The 17,524-nt window shown below is 60.7% G+C and carries 17 protein-coding genes and 1 riboswitch; of the genes, 10 read left to right on the top strand and 7 right to left on the bottom strand.

Translation table 11 applies throughout. The features are described 5' to 3' along the window. Window positions 1-136: 136 nt before the first annotated feature. Window positions 137-1,798, top strand: coding sequence for an NAD-dependent DNA ligase LigB (gene ligB / locus QF043_RS00440; protein ID WP_307417162.1), 1,662 nt, complete (start codon window positions 137-139; stop codon window positions 1,796-1,798). A gap of 68 nt (window positions 1,799-1,866) precedes the next feature. After that, window positions 1,867-2,262, top strand: a complete 396-nt coding sequence (locus QF043_RS00435; protein WP_307417161.1) for a DUF1090 domain-containing protein — start codon at window positions 1,867-1,869, stop codon at window positions 2,260-2,262. Between the two features lie 6 nt (window positions 2,263-2,268). Here the strand turns inward: QF043_RS00435 and QF043_RS00430 are convergent, their stop codons facing one another. After that, on the bottom strand, window positions 2,269-2,718 hold the full coding sequence (locus QF043_RS00430; protein WP_307417160.1) for a cytochrome c: 450 nt from the start codon (window positions 2,716-2,718) through the stop codon (window positions 2,269-2,271). A gap of 129 nt (window positions 2,719-2,847) precedes the next feature. On the opposite strand from QF043_RS00430, the gene QF043_RS00425 reads away from it, so the two are divergent. After that, window positions 2,848-4,035: a murein transglycosylase A gene (locus QF043_RS00425; RefSeq protein WP_307417159.1), complete on the top strand. Its 1,188-nt coding sequence runs from the start codon at window positions 2,848-2,850 to the stop codon at window positions 4,033-4,035. A gap of 139 nt (window positions 4,036-4,174) precedes the next feature. On the opposite strand, the gene QF043_RS00420 is transcribed toward QF043_RS00425, so the two are convergent. After that, the gene (locus QF043_RS00420) at window positions 4,175-4,561 is read right to left on the bottom strand and encodes an MAPEG family protein (protein ID WP_307417158.1); all 387 of its coding nucleotides are present in this window, start codon (window positions 4,559-4,561) and stop codon (window positions 4,175-4,177) included. 192 nt (window positions 4,562-4,753) lie between these two features. Here QF043_RS00420 and QF043_RS00415 point away from each other — a divergent pair, with 192 nt between their 5' ends. After that, window positions 4,754-6,013 (top strand): sodium:proton antiporter, encoded by a 1,260-nt coding sequence (locus tag QF043_RS00415; protein ID WP_056857732.1) that lies wholly within the window; start codon window positions 4,754-4,756, stop codon window positions 6,011-6,013. On the opposite strand, the gene QF043_RS00410 is transcribed toward QF043_RS00415, so the two are convergent. Continuing rightward, the gene (locus QF043_RS00410; RefSeq protein WP_307417157.1) at window positions 6,007-6,894 is read right to left on the bottom strand and encodes a formate/nitrite transporter family protein; all 888 of its coding nucleotides are present in this window, start codon (window positions 6,892-6,894) and stop codon (window positions 6,007-6,009) included. The genes QF043_RS00415 and QF043_RS00410 overlap by 7 nt on opposite strands. 86 nt (window positions 6,895-6,980) lie before the next feature. After that, window positions 6,981-7,373: an acyl-CoA thioesterase gene (locus tag QF043_RS00405; RefSeq protein WP_016977737.1), complete on the bottom strand. Its 393-nt coding sequence runs from the start codon at window positions 7,371-7,373 to the stop codon at window positions 6,981-6,983. Between the two features lie 198 nt (window positions 7,374-7,571). Continuing rightward, a riboswitch (S-adenosyl-L-homocysteine riboswitch) is annotated at window positions 7,572-7,677 on the top strand. 21 nt (window positions 7,678-7,698) lie between these two features. Here QF043_RS00405 and ahcY point away from each other — a divergent pair. The 4 genes from ahcY to QF043_RS00385 all read left to right on the top strand — a co-directional run bounded on the left by ahcY (window position 7,699) and on the right by QF043_RS00385 (window position 13,121). Beyond that, the gene (gene ahcY, locus QF043_RS00400; protein WP_056857730.1) at window positions 7,699-9,108 is read left to right on the top strand and encodes an adenosylhomocysteinase; all 1,410 of its coding nucleotides are present in this window, start codon (window positions 7,699-7,701) and stop codon (window positions 9,106-9,108) included. A 131-nt stretch (window positions 9,109-9,239) separates the two neighbouring features. Further along, window positions 9,240-10,085, top strand: coding sequence for a methylenetetrahydrofolate reductase [NAD(P)H] (gene metF, locus QF043_RS00395; RefSeq protein WP_307417156.1), 846 nt, complete (start codon window positions 9,240-9,242; stop codon window positions 10,083-10,085). Between the two features lie 129 nt (window positions 10,086-10,214). Then, entirely contained in the window at window positions 10,215-11,006 is a 792-nt protein-coding gene (locus QF043_RS00390) for an ABC transporter substrate-binding protein (protein ID WP_307417155.1), read from the top strand. 222 nt (window positions 11,007-11,228) lie between these two features. Further along, complete coding sequence (locus tag QF043_RS00385; protein ID WP_307417154.1) at window positions 11,229-13,121, top strand: DEAD/DEAH box helicase; 1,893 nt, start codon at window positions 11,229-11,231, stop codon at window positions 13,119-13,121. A 61-nt stretch (window positions 13,122-13,182) separates the two neighbouring features. Here QF043_RS00385 and QF043_RS00380 read toward each other — a convergent pair whose 3' ends face one another. After that, entirely contained in the window at window positions 13,183-13,557 is a 375-nt protein-coding gene (locus tag QF043_RS00380) for a nuclear transport factor 2 family protein (RefSeq protein ID WP_056857726.1), read from the bottom strand. 127 nt (window positions 13,558-13,684) lie between these two features. Between QF043_RS00380 and QF043_RS00375 the strand changes: the two genes are divergently transcribed. Beyond that, window positions 13,685-14,569, top strand: a complete 885-nt coding sequence (locus QF043_RS00375; RefSeq protein WP_056857725.1) for a LysR substrate-binding domain-containing protein — start codon at window positions 13,685-13,687, stop codon at window positions 14,567-14,569. Between the two features lie 61 nt (window positions 14,570-14,630). Here the strand turns inward: QF043_RS00375 and QF043_RS00370 are convergent, their stop codons facing one another. Both QF043_RS00370 and QF043_RS00365 read right to left on the bottom strand, forming a co-directional pair. Further along, window positions 14,631-15,227: a YceI family protein gene (locus QF043_RS00370; protein WP_307417153.1), complete on the bottom strand. Its 597-nt coding sequence runs from the start codon at window positions 15,225-15,227 to the stop codon at window positions 14,631-14,633. Between the two features lie 32 nt (window positions 15,228-15,259). After that, window positions 15,260-15,811, bottom strand: coding sequence for a cytochrome b (locus QF043_RS00365; RefSeq protein WP_305456324.1), 552 nt, complete (start codon window positions 15,809-15,811; stop codon window positions 15,260-15,262). A 273-nt stretch (window positions 15,812-16,084) separates the two neighbouring features. Here QF043_RS00365 and QF043_RS00360 point away from each other — a divergent pair, with 273 nt between their 5' ends. Then, window positions 16,085-17,491 (top strand): adenosylmethionine--8-amino-7-oxononanoate transaminase, encoded by a 1,407-nt coding sequence (locus QF043_RS00360; RefSeq protein WP_307417152.1) that lies wholly within the window; start codon window positions 16,085-16,087, stop codon window positions 17,489-17,491. The last annotated feature ends 33 nt before the right edge of the window (window positions 17,492-17,524 follow it).

The following is a 17,524-nucleotide window of genomic DNA, read 5'->3' as shown; positions in this document are numbered from 1 at the left end:
ACCAAGCGGTGAAAGCATTGGGCGGCCTGTTCAGGTAACTGGAAACACCCGGTAAAAAGCCCCGCCCTGCCGGGGCTTTTTTGTGGCCGCCGGGATCACTTAGGCTGGGCGTCCCTTCCGAGCACGGATGCTCATCATGCGTTTACTGATTGCCCTTGTACTCAGCGCCCTGGCGTTTCTGGCCTGGGCCGAAGACTGCCCCGAAGAGGCGCGCTCACAGGTCGGCACCCTGGCTGAACAGATCAAGCTCTGGGATGACAGTTACCACCGGCTCGGTCAGTCTCCGGTCAGCGACGAGCTGTACGACCAGGCCCGCCAGCGCCTGGAGCGCTGGCGGGCGTGTTTTGCGCCAACGCAGTCGACGGCGGACAACCCGCTGGCAGGTGCACGCGGCACACGGCCGCATCCAGTCGCTCATACCGGCCTGGAAAAGCTGGTGGATGAAGAGGCCGTGAGTGAGTGGCTCAAGACACGCCAGGACGTCTGGGTGCAACCCAAGGTCGACGGCGTTGCGGTGACGCTGGTGTATCGCAAAGGCCGCCTGAGCCAGCTCATCAGCCGTGGCGACGGGCTGCTCGGTCAGGATTGGACCGCCGCCGCACGCAAGATCCAGGGCATTGTCCAGCAACTGCCCGAGCCCATCGACCTGGTGCTGCAAGGCGAACTCTATTGGCGCCTTGACGATCATGTGCAGTCCGAACACGGCGGGCTCGGCGCCCGCAGCAAAGTGGCCGGGCTGATGAATCGCCGACAGTTAAGTGAGGCCGAGGCTTCCAGGATCGGGCTATTCGTCTGGGCCTGGCCCGAAGGCCCGGCAGACTTCAGCACGCGGCTGGCCACCCTGGCGCGCTGGGGCTTCACCGATAGCCGTCGCTACAGCCACCCCGTGCAAAACCTCACTGAGGCCGCACATTGGCGCAGCTACTGGTACAACCATCCGCTGCCCTTTGCCAGCGATGGCGTGGTGTTGCACCAGGCCCTGCACGCACCCGCCAAGCGCTGGCAGGTCAGCGCGCCGTATTGGGCGGTCGCGTGGAAGTACCCGATAACCAGGGCTTTGGCGCTGGTGCGCAAGGTGCAGTTCAAGATCGGCCGCACGGGGCGTATCACGCCCATTCTGGAACTGGAGGCGGTGCGACTGGACGACCGGCAAATCCGCCGCGTCAGCGTTGGCTCCTTGAAGCACTGGCATGCGCTGGACATCCGCCCCGGCGATCAAGTCTCCATCAGCCTTGCCGGCCAAGTGATTCCGCGGTTGGAGCAGGTGATCCTGCGCAACGAGACCAGGGTGGCGGTGCAGGTGCCCGATGCGCGCGACTTCCACGCGTTGAGTTGCTGGCAACTGGATCCCGGTTGCGAGGAGCAATTACTCGCGCGCCTGACCTGGCTGAGCAGCAATCAGGGCCTGGCTTTGCCCTATATGGGCCGGGAAACCTGGAACGCATTGATTCAGGCCGGTCTAATCGCAGGCATTCTCGATTGGTTAACCCTGGATGCGGCAGAGCTTGCTAACATTGACGGCTTCGGTGATCGCCGCCGTGCCCGGGTGCTCGACAGCCTGCAAAGCGCGCGGCAACGGCCCTTTGCACAATGGCTAAAAGCCCTGGGCGTACCGCCTTCGGCGCGCAGCGATCTGGAGGGCGGCTGGCAGGCCCTGGCCGCCAAAGATACGCAAGCCTGGCTGGCCACCGACGGCATTGGCCCGGGCCGCGCGGCGCAACTGAGCGCTTTTTTTCGCGACCCACACGTACAAGCGTTAGCTGAAACATTACGCGTGGCAGGGATTGACGGGTTTTAAGCCCAGCCCAGCCACTTTTAACCCGGCAGAATTCACCCTGCCATCCAATTGCGACCTTGGAGCCCCACATGAAATTTCTAGCCCCACTTGCCTTGTTGACCACCGTAACCTTGGCGAGCATGCCGCTGCTGGCCGCCGAAGAAGTGCCGGAACTGACCGGCTGCGCCGCCAAGCGCCAGGCCATCAGCGCACAAATCGAACAAGCCAAGGCCCATGGCAACAGCGCACAACAGGCCGGTTTGGAAAAAGCCCTGAGCGAAGTCACCGCCCACTGCACCGATGCGTCCCTGCGCAAAGAACGCGAAAACAAGGTGCTCGACGCCAAGCACGAAGTCAGCCGCCGTCAGGCCGACCTCGACAAGGCGATGAAAAAAGGCGATGCCGACAAGATCAACAAACACAAAGACAAGCTGGCTGAGTCACGCAAAGAACTGCAAGAGGCCGTCGACGAACTCGACGAGTAAAACCGGTCAGTGGTCGCGAAACTGTTTATGGCAAGCCGTGCAAGCATCTTCGACTTTCTGCACCGCAGGCCCCAGGTTGCTGGCCTTGTAGGGCTGCACCTGGCTCGCGATCACCAATTCACCGGTGGCCGCTTCAAGGTTTCGGGCCAGCGCCTGAAAGCGTGCCTGCTGTTGCCACACAGTGTCCTTGGCGCTGGTGTGATCTTCCTCACGCACGCTCGGGAAATGCTTCCACGGTTCGTGGGACAACGCATCGAGCTTGACCGCGCCTTCGGCGAACTTCGCGCCGTCGAAAGGGATACGCCCACGCAGCATGCCGCCCAGGTCTTCGCCGGTCTTGAGCATCTGCTTGAAGATGGCTTTGCGTTGGCCCAGCGGCGAATTCGGGTCGACAGCGCCGCAGGCGGACAAGGTCAGGCAGGCCAGCAATACCACGGTCAGTTTTTTAAAAGTCATGATGGCTTCAGGGTCACGGGAAACGGCGGCCAGTATCCTCGCCCCGCCCGCAAAGACCAATAGCCCTATTAATAATAAGGGTTGCCCAAATGCGCTGCGGCGCAGGCAACCGCTTCAGGAATTACGTGTATGAATGTCATCTTGAAACGCTGGAGCCGCCGAATGGTGTGGGCTCTGCCGATGGTTGCGCTGCTGGCCGGTTGTGATGGTGGCAAAGACGCCGGCAAAAAAGATGAAGCGGCCAAGCCCCACGCCGTTGCCACTTATGTCAGTGCACCGTGGGAAGCGCTGCCGGCGGTGTCCGACAGCGACCTGCTGGCCGGGTTTGAATCCTGGCGCAGTGCCTGCCAGCGCCTCAAGGCTGATCCGGTATGGGGCGCGACCTGTGCCGCCGCCGCCACCGTACCGGGCGATGCCGTGGCCGTGCGCGGTTTTCTCAAGGAGCGCCTGGATGTGTTCGGCCTGCGCTCGGCCGACAACACACCCAATGGCCTGATCACCGGCTACTACGAGCCGGTCTACCCCGGCAGCCTGACCGAAACCGCCACTGCCCATGTGCCGGTGTACGGCGTGCCGGATGACTTGATCATCGTCAACCTGGAAAGCATCTACCCGGAACTCAAGGGCAAGCGCCTGCGCGGCCGCCTCGAGGGCCGCGTGCTCAAGCCGTATGACGATGCCAGCACCATCAACGGCCAGGGCTCCACCGCCAAACCGATTGCCTGGCTGACCAACCCGATGGACCTGCAGTTCCTGCAGATCCAGGGCTCGGGGCGTATTCAACTGGCCGGCGGGCGCCAACTGCGCGTCGGTTATGGTGACCAGAATGGCTACCCGTACCGCCCGATCGGCCGCTGGCTGGTGGAGCAAGGGGAGCTGAAAAAAGAGGACGTGACCATGGGCGCCATCAGCGCCTGGGCCAAGGCCAACCCGCAGCGTATTCCACAATTGTTGGCGAGCAACCCCAGCTACGTGTTTTTCAGCGCCCGCCCGGACAGCAACGAAGGTCCGCGTGGTTCACTGAATGTGCCGCTGACGGCGGGTTACAGCGTGGCGGTGGACCGCAAGGTAATTCCGCTGGGCAGCCTGTTGTGGCTGTCGACCACTAAGCCTGACGGTTCACCGATTGCACGACCCGTGGCAGCCCAAGACACGGGCGGCGCGATCACCGGCGAAGTGCGCGCAGACTTGTTCTGGGGCACCGGTGACGCGGCGGGTGAGCTGGCGGGGAATATGAAGCAGCAGGGGCAGATCTGGATGCTGTGGCCCAAGGGCGCGACGTTGCCCCACGTGCCGGATGCGCCTGCTGGTTCTTGAATAACGCAGAAGATCAAATGTGGGAGCTGGCTTGTGTGGGAGCTGGCTTGCCTGCGATAGCATCACCGCGGTGTAACTGACATACCGAGGTGCCTGAATCGCAGGCAAGCCAGCTCCCACAGGGGATTACGTCAAACCTCTAGATCGAGACAAAAAAGAAACTCGCAATCAACGCCATCCCTACCGCCCACACCAGCGAACGCAGCATCGCCCAGTCGGCCAGGTAGCAAATGATGTACAGCAGCCGACTGGTGATAAACAGCACCGCCAGCACATTGATGGTCACCAGCGACGCCGTACCGGCCAGGTGCGCGATGATCACCGCCGCGGCAAACGCAGGCGTCACTTCAAAGCTGTTGAGTTGGGCGTTGTGGGCGCGCTTGGCAAGGCCTTCGAGGGTGTCCAGGAAGGCGCGCGGGTCGTGGTTATGCCGCGGGCCGAACTTGCCGCCGCTGAACTTGGCCACCCCCGTGCACAGGTAAGGCAGGAATATTGCGATCAACACACACCAGAAAGCGGCCGTCATAATGGATTCCTTTTTTTGTTTTAAATAGAAATTAGAGTTTTAGCACTATCACTGCAAAACCGCACTCACCGGCTATGAACCGAAGCACGCCGAAAGGTTCTATCGCGCTTTTAGCCGGCGCCTTGAAACATCCCGCCGCTGTTGCGGTCCATCCCAGCAATAACGACCTTCCCTCACTTCCAAGGACCTCGGATGCTTGAACTTGTCGCCGCCTTTATTTGCCTCACCACGCTGCTCACCTATGTGAACTACCGGTTTATCGGGCTGCCGCCCACCATCGGCGTGATGGTCACGGCCCTGCTGTTTTCCCTGATTCTGCAAGGCTTGAGCCTTATCGGCTACCCAGGATTGGAAGAGCGTATCCAGCAGTTGATCGGCCAGATCGACTTCGGCGACTTGCTGATGAACTGGATGCTGTCGTTCCTGCTGTTCGCCGGCGCCTTGCACGTCAACCTCAACGACCTGCGCAGCTATCGCTGGCCCATCGGCCTGCTGGCGACCTTCGGCGTATTGATCGCCACCGTGGTCATCGGCAGCCTGGCGTATTACATCTTTGCCCTGTTCGGCTGGCACGTCAGCTTCCTCTACTGCCTGCTGTTCGGCGCGCTGATCTCACCTACCGACCCGATTGCGGTGCTGGGCGTACTGCGAACCGCCAACGCATCGAAGCCGCTTAAAACCACCATCGTCGGTGAATCGCTGTTCAACGACGGCACGGCGGTGGTGGTGTTTACCGTACTGCTGGGCATCGCACAGTTGGGCGAAACACCGACCGTCGGCGCCACGGCCATGCTGTTTGCCCATGAAGCGATCGGTGGCGTGGTGTTCGGCGGGCTGATCGGCTACCTGGTGTACCTGATGATCAAGAGCATCGAGCAGCACCAGATCGAAGTGATGCTGACCCTGGCGCTGGTGATCGGCGGTTCGGCAATGGCGACCGAGCTGCACGTCTCGGCGCCGATTGCGATGGTGGTGGCCGGGCTGATCATCGGCAACCTGGGCCGCAAGCTGGCGATGAACGACATGACCCGCCGCTACCTCGACGGTTTCTGGGAATTGCTCGATGACATGCTCAACGCCCTGCTGTTTGCCCTGATCGGCATGGAGCTGCTGCTGTTGCCGTTCAACTGGCTGCACGTACTGGCCGCCAGCTTGCTGGCCGTGGCGATCCTGGCCTCACGCCTGCTGACCGTGGCCCCGGCGATCCTGTTGCTGCGCCGCTGGCGCACGGTGCCACGCGGCACTATCCGCATTCTCACCTGGGGTGGTTTGCGCGGTGGCGTCTCGGTCGCACTGGCGCTGGCCCTGCCGCTTGGCCCGGAACGCGACTTGCTGCTGAGCATCACCTACATCGTGGTGCTGTCGTCGATCCTGTTGCAGGGCTTGAGCATCGGCAAGCTGGTCAAGCACGTGACCAAGGGGGAGCCCCAGGCCACGCCTGAGGCTCACTGATCCTTTTTGATCTGCTGCGGATGTCTGGGGTCCGCAGCAGCCTTGCCCGGCAAGCTGCTCTCACTGCGAATCTGCGCATGGCTGATCAACGCAAAGATAAAACTGCCGCCGATGATATTGCCCGCCAGGGTCGGCCCGGCGAACACCAGCCAGAAATCCTTCCACGGCAGCTCGCCGGCAAACACCAGGTACGACACTTCCGCCGAGCCGACGACGATGTGGGTGAAGTCGCCCAGCGCCATGAGGTAGGTGATCAGGATAATGATGAACATTTTCGCGCTTTCCATGGACGGGATCATCCACACCATGGTGGCGATCATCCAGCCGGAAATAATGCCCTTGGCGAACATCTGGCCGGAGTCGTTTTCCATGACCTTGCGGCCGATTTCCAGGAAGGCCATGTCGGTCTTGGTGTCGAAGATCGGCAGGTGCAGCATCACGTAGGCCACCAGCAAGGTGCCACACAGGTTGCCCACCAGCACCACCGTCCACAACCGCAACAGGCGGCCGGCATTGGCCAGCGTCGGCTTGCTCATCACCGGCAGCACGGCGGTCAGGGTGTTTTCGGTGAACAGTTGCTGGCGCGCGAGGATGACCGCAAGAAAGCCCGCACAATAACCAAAGCTGGCGATCACCTTGAAACCTTCGCCATCCGGCAAGCGCGAGTTGAGCAACCCCATGCCCATCAGCGACAGGCCCATGGTCAGGCCGGCCGCCAATGCCGACCACCACAACGCAGCAACATTGCGCTCCAGTTCCTGGTCGCCCTGGGTGCGGATGATTTCGTGCAGAACCGCCGCGCGGGGCGGTTGGTTCTTGTCGACGTCCTGTTGCTCTTCCTGCGACAAGTTGGGGGTTTTGCCGTCTGTTTGCGTGGCCATGGTGGTACCTGAACAAGGGGATGCTGTTCAGGTACGACCTGTCTTCATTCGCGAGCGTTCAATGCCCGCTGACGCAGGCCGTGCAGTTACTCATCCTGAAACTGGTCTTTCACATATTTGATTTCAGTACGCCCGTGCGGTGCCGGCAAACCGTCTTCGCCCAAGTTGACGAAGACCATTTTCTCCACAGTGAGGATGCTCTTGCGGGTGATCTTGTTGCGCACTTCACAGGTCAGGGTGATCGAGGTGCGGCCGAACTCGGTGGCGGTGATGCCCAATTCGATGATGTCGCCCTGACGCGAGGCGCTGACGAAGTTGATTTCGGAGATGTACTTGGTCACCACGCGCTGGTTGCCCAATTGAACAATCGCGTAGATGGCCGCTTCTTCGTCGATCCAGCGCAGCAGGCTGCCGCCGAAGAGGGTGCCGTTGGGGTTGAGGTCTTCGGGTTTTACCCATTTGCGGGTGTGGAAGTTCATGGTCACTCCAAAGCGTCTTGCGAAATGATGGGCAACATCATGGCAGAGCCCGCGCCCAAGCTCTATGCGCCATTGCCTATCACGCCCATGCACGATCTGCATGTGGCCGACAGAAAGGCTTGGGAAGTGCCGCGCACACGGCTATAATCGCCACCGCTTCAAAACGGTCATCTTCGATTGATACCGTTCTCCCGCCACCTGTCCGAGGGGCGCTGCAGCAGGTTCAACCTGTCAGGCTCGGATGGGGCGTTGTCCGGCCTGGTTAGCCAGCTGGATACTAAACGCACAACGGCGCCCATTCGCACACTACGAATGGAGGCTCTTCATGAGCGCTGTAATCACGCCTGCAGGTTTTACCGACTACAAAGTCGCCGACATGTCCCTTGCTGCCTGGGGCCGTCGCGAAACCTTTATCGCCGAATCCGAAATGCCAGCCCTGATGGGTCTGCGCCGCAAGTACGCTGCTGAGCAGCCGCTCAAAGGCGCGAAGATCCTCGGCTGCATCCACATGACCATTCAGACTGCCGTGCTGATCGAAACCCTGGTTGCCCTGGGTGCCGAAGTACGCTGGTCGTCCTGCAACATTTTCTCGACTCAAGACCAGGCCGCTGCTGCTATCGCGGCTGCCGGCATCGCGGTTTACGCCTGGAAAGGCGAAACCGAAGAAGAGTACGAGTGGTGCCTGGAGCAAACCATCCTCAAAGATGGCAAGCCATGGGACGCTAACATGATCCTCGACGACGGCGGCGACCTGACCGAGCTGCTGCACAAGAAATACCCGCAGATTCTTGACCGTGTTCACGGTGTGACCGAAGAAACCACCACCGGCGTGCACCGCCTGCTGGACATGCTGGCCAAGGGCGAGCTGAAAATCCCGGCCATCAACGTCAACGACTCGGTGACCAAGAGCAAGAACGACAACAAGTACGGCTGCCGTCACAGCCTCAACGATGCAATCAAGCGCGGCACCGACCACCTGCTGTCGGGCAAACAAGCCCTGGTGATCGGCTACGGCGACGTGGGCAAGGGTTCGTCCCAGTCCCTGCGTCAGGAAGGCATGATCGTTAAAGTCTCCGAAGTTGACCCGATCTGCGCCATGCAAGCCTGCATGGACGGCTTCGAAGTGGTTTCGCCGTTCATCAACGGCCAGAACGACGGCACCGAAGCGAGCATCGACAAAGCCCTGCTGGGCAAGATCGACCTGATCGTGACCACCACCGGTAACGTGAATGTTTGCGACGCAAACATGCTCAAAGCCCTGAAGAAGCGCGCCGTGGTCTGCAACATCGGGCACTTCGACAATGAAATCGACACCGCTTTCATGCGCAAGAACTGGGCATGGGAAGAAGTGAAGCCGCAGGTACACAAGGTTCACCGTACCGGCGCTGGCGATTTCGACCCGCAGAACGACGACTACCTGATCCTGCTGGCTGAAGGCCGCCTGGTTAACCTGGGCAACGCCACCGGCCACCCAAGCCGCATCATGGACGGCTCGTTCGCCAACCAGGTCCTGGCGCAGATCTTCCTGTTCGGCCAGAAGTACGCCGACCTGTCGCCAGCCCAGAAAGCCGAGCGCCTGACCGTGGAAGTATTGCCGAAGAAACTCGACGAAGAAGTGGCCCTGGAAATGGTCCGCGGCTTCGGCGGCGTGGTGACTCAACTGACCAAGACCCAGGCCGACTACATCGGCGTGACCGTTGAAGGTCCGTTCAAGCCGCACGCTTACCGTTACTGATATGCCTGCTGCCTGCTCTCTCTGCGAGAGCGGGCTTTTGTGGGAGCGGCGGTGCGACGATTCGACTTGCTCGCTCCCACATTAAATCGGTGCATGACTTGCGGTTTTATGAGTTTCCAAGGGTATTAACCATGTCCCAAGACCGTCGCTACAGCTTCGAGTTCTTCCCGACCAAGACCGATGCTGGGCATGAAAAACTGATGGCGACTGCCAAGCAGTTGGCCAGCTTCAACCCCGACTTCTTCTCCTGCACCTACGGCGCCGGCGGCTCGACCCGTGACCGCACGATCAACACCGTGCTGCAGCTCGAAAGCGAAGTCAAAGTTCCCGCCGCTCCGCACTTGTCGTGCGTGGGCGACAGCAAGGCCGACCTGCGCAGCCTGCTGACCCAATACAAACAAGCCGGCATCAAGCGCATCGTCGCCCTGCGTGGCGACCTGCCATCCGGCATGGGCATGGCCAGCGGTGAGCTGCGCTACGCCAATGACCTGGTGAGCTTCATCCGTGAAGAAAGCGGCGATCACTTCCATATCGAAGTGGCGGCTTACCCGGAGATGCACCCACAGGCGCGTAATTTCGAAGACGATCTGCAGAATTTCGTGCGCAAGGCCAATGCCGGTGCCGACAGTGCGATCACCCAGTACTTCTTCAACGCCGACAGCTACTTCTACTTTATCGAGCGTGTACGGGCCATGGGTGTGAATATCCCTATCGTGCCGGGCATCATGCCGATCACCAACTACAGCAAGCTGGCGCGTTTCTCCGACGCCTGCGGTGCTGAAATCCCCCGCTGGGTGCGCAAGCAACTGGAAGCTTATGGCGATGACGTCAAGAGCATCCAGGCGTTCGGCGAGCAGGTGATCACGCAGATGTGTGAACAATTGCTGCAAGGTGGCGCACCAGGGTTGCACTTCTACACCCTGAACCAGACTGAACCCAGCCTGGCCATCTGGAATAACCTCAAGCTGCCACGCTAAGGCTTGTTTGGTAATGCCAAGGCCCTCGTTTATACGAGGGCCTTTTGCTTTTAATGCGCCACATCAAGTTGCCCGCGAATGCGTGTGCCAGAGCTTCTCTTTAGGGCTGGGGCATCGTAACCTCAGGGTATGCCCGTCATTCTCAAGCTGTTGACCACTGTGCTTTTTACTTGCCTGAGCTTCACCGCTTACGGCGAGAAATTGCGCATTGTCACCGAGCCTTGGGCGCCTTATGTATACGAAGAGAACGGCAGCATGCGCGGCCTGGATTACGAAACCACGATGATCGTGTTCCAGCGCCTGGGGGTGGATGTAGAGTGGCAATTCCTGCCCTGGAAACGCTGCCTGGCCATGCTGGATCAAGGCCACGCCGATGGCGCGCTGGATATTTTCCACAGCCATGAGCGCGACGCCTTGCTGCTTTACCCCAGCGAACCGTTGTCGGCTGTCGAGTTCGTGCTGTTCTATGCCAACGACCGCCCTCATCCGGCCCAGACCCTGAATGAACTGCGCGGGCTGACGGTCGGCACGTCGCCGGGCTATCTGTATGGCGAGGCCTTCAGCGAATCCAGCCTGTTCGACCGCGAGCCGGCGCCCAGCCATGAGGCCAACTTCGGCAAACTGTCGCTGGGCCGCATTGACCTGGTGATTACCGACCGTCGCGTCGGCCAGCATGTGATCAAGGCCATGGGCCTGGAAGGCAAAGTCAGCCAGGCGCCGCTGGTGGTCAGCCGCCAACCGCAATTTCTGGCCGTGCGCCGGGGCGCGGGCATGGACCTGCTGGTGCAGCGCTTTGCCGCCGAGCTCAAGCGCTTCAAGCAAGAACCTGCCTACGCGGCCTTAAGCGCCAAATATGGGGGAATCCAAGCAATAACGGCCTCCGAACACACCGTTGAGCAGCAGGAAAGCGGCGCGCCGTGATTGCTCTGTTATACTCCGGCCTTTCCGCCAGGCTCACGCCCGGCCGCTGAGGTCTTGAAAAAGGCACCTAACCCAGCTACTGCGCAGCTTTGCAGCCCGCGCGAGCCGGTGGAGTGCCCGCCAGACGCAGCAGGACCGGACGGGGTTGCGCTCCCCTAAGCGCCATTCACGCCTGGCAAGATTATCCCTTTGGGCCAAGCCCTAACTAAAACAGGATTACTCATGTCCTTTGCTTCCCTCGGTCTCTCCGAGGCTTTAGTCCGCGCCATCGAGGCAGCGGGCTATACCGAGCCTACTCCGGTGCAACAGCGGGCCATTCCCGCCGTGTTGCAAGGTCGCGACCTGATGGTTGCGGCGCAGACAGGTACTGGTAAAACCGGTGGTTTCGCCCTCCCGATTCTGGAGCGGTTGTTCCCCAACGGTCACCCGGACAAATCCCAGCGTCACGGCCCGCGCCAACCGCGCGTACTGGTCCTGACCCCAACCCGCGAACTCGCAGCCCAGGTGCACGACAGCTTCAAGCTGTACGCCCGCGACTTGAAGTTCGTCAGCGCCTGCATCTTCGGCGGCGTCGGCATGAACCCACAGGTTCAGGCCATGTCCCGTGGTGTTGACGTGCTGGTCGCCTGCCCGGGTCGTTTGCTCGACCTGTGCGGCCAAGGCAGCGTCGACTTGTCCCACGTGGAAATCCTCGTGCTGGACGAAGCCGACCGCATGCTCGACATGGGCTTTGTCCATGACGTGAAAAAGGTCCTCGCCCGCCTGCCGGCCAAACGTCAGAACCTGCTGTTCTCGGCAACGTTCTCCCAGGACATCACTGCCCTTGCCGGCAAGCTGCTGCACAACCCGGAACGCATCGAAGTCACGCCGCCGAACACCACGGTCGAGCGTATCGAGCAACGCGTGTTCCGTCTGGCCGCCAGCCACAAGCGCTCGCTGCTCGCGCACCTGATCACCCACGGCGCGTGGGAACAGGTACTGGTGTTTACCCGCACCAAGCACGGCGCCAACCGTCTGGCCGAATACCTGGACAAGCACGGCCTCACCGCCGTCGCCATCCACGGTAACAAGAGCCAGAACGCGCGCACCAAAGCCCTGGCCGACTTCAAGGCCGGCACCGTACGCATCCTGGTCGCCACCGATATCGCCGCACGCGGCCTGGATATCGACCAATTGCCACACGTGGTCAACTTCGAGCTGCCGAACGTCGATGAAGATTACGTGCACCGTATCGGCCGTACCGGCCGTGCCGGTCGTTCGGGCGAGGCCATTTCCCTGGTCGCTCCGGACGAAGAAAAACTGCTGAAAAGCATCGAGCGCATGACCAAGCAGAAAATCGCCGACGGCGACCTGATGGGCTTCGACTCCAGCGCCGTGGAGGCCGAAAAGCCTGAAGCGCGCGAGCGTCCGGACGTGCGTAACCCACGCAACCCACGCGGTCCGAAGGGCGATGGCCCGAACGGCGGCGGTGGTGGCGGTGGCCGTCGCGACAAGGGCAAAGACAAAGGCGGCAAGGAAAAAGCGCCCACCAACGGCCGTGGCGAACGCCCAGCCCGTGAGCAGAAGCCCCGTGAAGGCACCCCGGCCCGCGAACAGCGCCAGCCGAGCCAGCCGCCACGCGCCGCCGCCGACCGCGCTCCGGACGAGTTCCTCGACGACGACGTGGATAACTTCGGTAACCGCGTTGACTACGTGCCCCAGGCCAAGCCGGCCCAAGGCCGTGGCCGCCGCCCAGGTGCCCCGGCACAAGGTGCGGGCACGGGCACGGGCGCTCCACGTGGCGGCCAGCCACAGGGCGGTCGTCAAAATGGCCCACGCAACAGCAGCGGCGGTACCACCGGTACCCCACCTGCCAAGCGCAACGGCCCGCGTAATGGCGCGCCACGTGACGGCCAAGCCCGTCGCGAAGACTCGCGCAGCAACAACCGCCGCCCGGCCCGTGACGACCAGCCACGCTTGTCGGAACCCGCCGTGCAGAACCCGCGCGGTGGCCCGGCGCCGAAAATCATCCACAAGGAGTCGAAAGCGGATCGCTTCCCGACACCTGAGCAGCTGGATCAACTGCCAGGCCGCCCTCGTGGTGAAAAACCTGCGTTGCTGACCCGCAACCGCTGAGTTTTCGACGCTAACAAAAACGCCCCGATTAATCGGGGCGTTTTTGCATCCAGGCAGAAGCTTATTGATCAGCCACTTCACCGGCCTTATGAAAAAGTTTGGCGAAGATCATCCAGCGACCGTCAACTTTCATCAGGTTCAAATAATCAACCATCACGTTATTGAACAAGCGCAAACGCACTTTGACGATGGCCATTTCCGGCGACATCACGTCGATCATCAACACCTCGTCAAGCTGCGGAAAACCGCCTTCCTGCGGCGACTTTCGGCCTTGAACCATAGTCCGGTATTCATCGAACGGCCGCACGACCACGGTCGAGTTCTGTGCGCTGTATAACACGCAGCCACGATGAAAGACTTGATCAAACGTATTCAAGTCCTGAGTTTGTAACACACTAAAGTAATCATTCAGAAACGCTTGGATCTCATCAATCATGGCGCACAACTCCCGACAGTTTCAGCACGGTGCTATTTGAACAAATAACTTGCCGCCATTATCGGTAGCCCGCTCATTTCACGTATAGCGGCTATTATTAGGCTTTTCTGTGAAAGGAATTCACACATTGAAACTGCCACCACTCGCCGCGCTGCGGGCCTTCGAGGCCTTGGCCCGATTAGGCAAGGTGAACCTGGCCGCCCTCGAACTGCACGTGACCCACAGTGCCGTCAGCCATCAGATTCGCGCCCTTGAAGATTACCTGGGCCTCGCGTTGGTCATGCGCAACAAGCGCACCCTGATGCTGACAGATGAAGGCCGCGTGTATGCCTACCAGATCAGGCAGGGGCTGGGCGAGATCGCCGGGATCACCGAGAAACTGATGGCTAAAACCCGGCACCCACAGCTGACCGCTTCGGTGCTGCCTTCCTACGCCATGCATTGGTTGTTGCCGCGCCTGCATGATTTCAGGGCGGCTCACCCCGAGCTGCACTTGCGGCTGGAGTCGAGCATGGAGTTCGCCAGCTTCGAGCAAGGCCCGCTCGATTGCGCGATTCGCTTCGGCCATGGCCAGTGGCCGGATGTGCATTGCGAAACGTTGATGGGCGACTCATTGCTGGTGGTCGCCGCGCGCGACTTCAACCACGGCGTGCTGCCGGACACGGCGCAAGCTGTCCTTGAGCAGCCATTGCTGCATGCCAGTGAGAGCTGGCCGATCTGGCTGGGCGCTGCCGGTATCGAAGGGCAACGTCCGCAAGCGCCACTGGAGTTCACCGATTCCACATTGATGCTCGAAGCCGTACGGCTCGGGCACGGCGTCGCATTGACCCGCCGCTCCATTGCCCATGCGCTGATTCAACGCGGGGAACTGGTCCGGCTCACCGACATTGAACCGGCGCACACTTCACGCTACTACCTGGTCTGGCCCGCCGGCAGCAAGCCTTCGGCGCAACTGACGTTGCTGCATAACTGGCTCAAGGACCAAGTGAAGACGTATCAAGAAAGCCTTTAAACACGGCACAGCAAAACGCCGACCCTGAGGTCGGCGATTGGCGTTTGAAGCAGCGAAATAATTACTTCGCTTTCACACCTTCAAAAGTCACGTACAGCTCAACAGTGTTGGACGCTGGGCCCAGGTCCATCTGCTTGCCGAAGTCCTGACGGTTGAAGCTGGTGGTGCCTTCAAAGCCGGCACGGTAGCCGCCCCACGGATCCTTGCCTTCGCCCAGGAACGTGGCCTTGACCACGATCGGCTTGGTCACGCCGTGAAAGGTCAGGTCGCCGGTCACATCGGCAGTGACTTGGCCTGCAGCATTTTTACCGGTGGTTTTGACACTGGTGGAGACGAACTTGGCATCGGCAAACTTGGCAACGTCCAGGAAGTCTTTGCTGGCGATGTGCTTGTCACGTTCGGCGTGGTTGGTGAATACGCTGGCGGTACGGACGTTGAACTCGATTTTGCTGTCTTCAGGCTTGGCGGCGTCAAAGCTGAACTTGCCGTCCAGGTCCTTGAACGTACCGGTGATGAAGCTGTAGCCCAGGTGGCTGATCTTGAAGTCGACGAAGGCGTGCTGGCCTTCCTTGTCGACAACATAGTCAGCGGCCATCGCCGAACCTGCGGACAGCAGAGCAGTACCGATTGCCAGAGCGGCGAGAGTCTTTTTCAACATGCTTTCTATTCCTTGTGAGTCGAGGTTGAACATCAGGCTTTGCGTCCCAGCATTCGCGTCAGGGTCGCATCACGATCGATAAAGTGGTGTTTAAACGCAGCCACGCCATGCAAACCGGCGAAGACCACCAACACCCAGGCCAGGTACAGGTGCACCAAGCCGGCGTTATCTGCCTGGTCCGGTAGCCCGGAAACCACGGCAGGAATCTCAAACAGGCCAAACACCGGGATACCGACACCGTCTGCGGTGGAAATCAGGTAACCGGCGATCATCACGGCAAACAGCCCGAGATACAGGAACGCGTGGCCAAACGCAGCGCCCATACGCGTCATTCGGCTGTAGCTGGCCAACGGTGGCGGCGGCGGGCTGACAATGCGCCAGACGATACGCACCAGCATGATGGCGAACAGCGTAATGCCAATGCTCTTGTGCAGGTCGGGCGCGTCTTTGCGCCAGGCACTGTAGTAGTCGAGGCCGACCATCCACAGGCCCAGCGCGAACAGACCGAACACCACCAGGGCTACGCCCCAGTGCAAAACAATGCTGACCCAACCATAACGGGCCGATGAATTACGTAGCTGCATGTCCCAAATCCCGTAAGAACTGTGCCCAAGACTAGCGATTTACCTATCGAATTAAAGCGGAAAATTTCGCTTTGAAATATCGAGAAATACGATCAAGAGAGTATGCACAGTACGTTAACAATGGATTAAGGACTATTCCCAAGAAACGTGACAGATCGTCCTGCCTTTACTGCCAATTCATCCGTAATGGGTTGTGACGCCGCCTGGCATTGCATAGGCTTGCGCGATTGTTTCGCCTGCGCCGGGCGCAGGGCCGCTTCGAGGAGATAACCGATGGGCTTGAATAACCAGTGGATGCAACGCGACCTCGCGGTGCTGTGGCATCCCTGCACCCAGATGAAAGACCACCAGCAACTGCCGCTGATCCCGATCAAGCGCGGCGAAGGCGTATGGCTGGAAGACTTCGAAGGCAAGCGCTACCTCGATGCCGTCAGTTCCTGGTGGGTGAATGTGTTCGGCCACGCCAACCCGCGCATCAACCAGCGCATCAAGGACCAGGTGGATCAGCTGGAGCACGTCATCCTCGCCGGTTTCAGCCACCAGCCGGTGATCGAGTTGTCGGAGCGCCTGGTGGCGATGACGCCCGAGGGCCTGACGCGCTGCTTCTACGCCGACAACGGCTCGTCGTGCATCGAAGTCGCGCTGAAGATGAGCTTTCACTACTGGCTCAACCGTGGCCTGCCGAACAAGAAGCGCTTCGTCACCCTGACCAACAGCTACCACGGCGAAACCATCGCCGCGATGTCGGTGGGTGATGTGCCGTTGTTTACCGAGACCTATAAAGCCCTGCTGCTGGACACCATCAAGGTGCCGAGCCCGGATTGCTACCTGCGCCCCGAGGGCATGAGCTGGGAAGAGCATTCGCGCACGATGTTCCTGGCCATGGAACAGACCCTGGCCGAGCACCACGCCAGCGTCGCCGCCGTGATCGTCGAGCCGCTGATCCAGGGCGCCGGCGGCATGCGCATGTACCACCCGGTGTACCTCAAGCTGCTGCGCGAAGCCTGCGACAAATATGGCGTGCACCTGATCCACGACGAGATCGCCGTGGGCTTCGGCCGCACCGGCAGCATGTTCGCCTGTGAGCAAGCCGGTATCCGCCCGGACTTTTTGTGCCTGTCCAAAGCCCTCACCGGTGGTTACTTGCCATTGGCGGCGGTTGTCACCACCGACGATGTGTACGACGCGTTCTACGACGACTACCCGACGCTGCGCGCCTTCCTGCATTCCCACAGCTACACCGGCAACCCGCTGGCGTGCGCGGCAGCCTTGGCGACCCTGGATATTTTCGAAGAAGACAACGTCATCGAAAACAACAAGGCCCTGGCCCAGCGCATGGCCACCGCCACCGCGCACCTGGTGGACCACCCGCACGTGTCGGAAGTACGCCAGACCGGCATGGTGCTGGCCATCGAGATGGTCCAGGACAAAGCCACCAAAACCGCCTACCCGTGGCAGGAACGCCGTGGTTTGAAGGTGTTCGAGCATGCGCTGGAACGCGGCGCCCTGCTGCGGCCGTTGGGCAGCGTGGTGTATTTCCTGCCGCCGTATGTGATTACGCCGGAGCAGATCGACTTCCTGGCAGACGTCGCCAGCGAAGGGATTGATATCGCCACCAACAGCAACGTCAGTGTTGCCGTGCCGAAGGACTTCCACCCAGGCTTTCGCGATCCGGGTTAATTGAGTTCACTCAACTGATCGGGTGCCGGGCCT

The sequence above is a fragment of the Pseudomonas sp. W3I7 genome, assembly GCF_030816095.1.
GTDB lineage: Bacteria > Pseudomonadota > Gammaproteobacteria > Pseudomonadales > Pseudomonadaceae > Aquipseudomonas > Aquipseudomonas salomonii.
The sequence above is the reverse complement of the archived record's forward strand: the minus strand, read 5'-3'. Positions and strand labels throughout refer to the sequence as shown.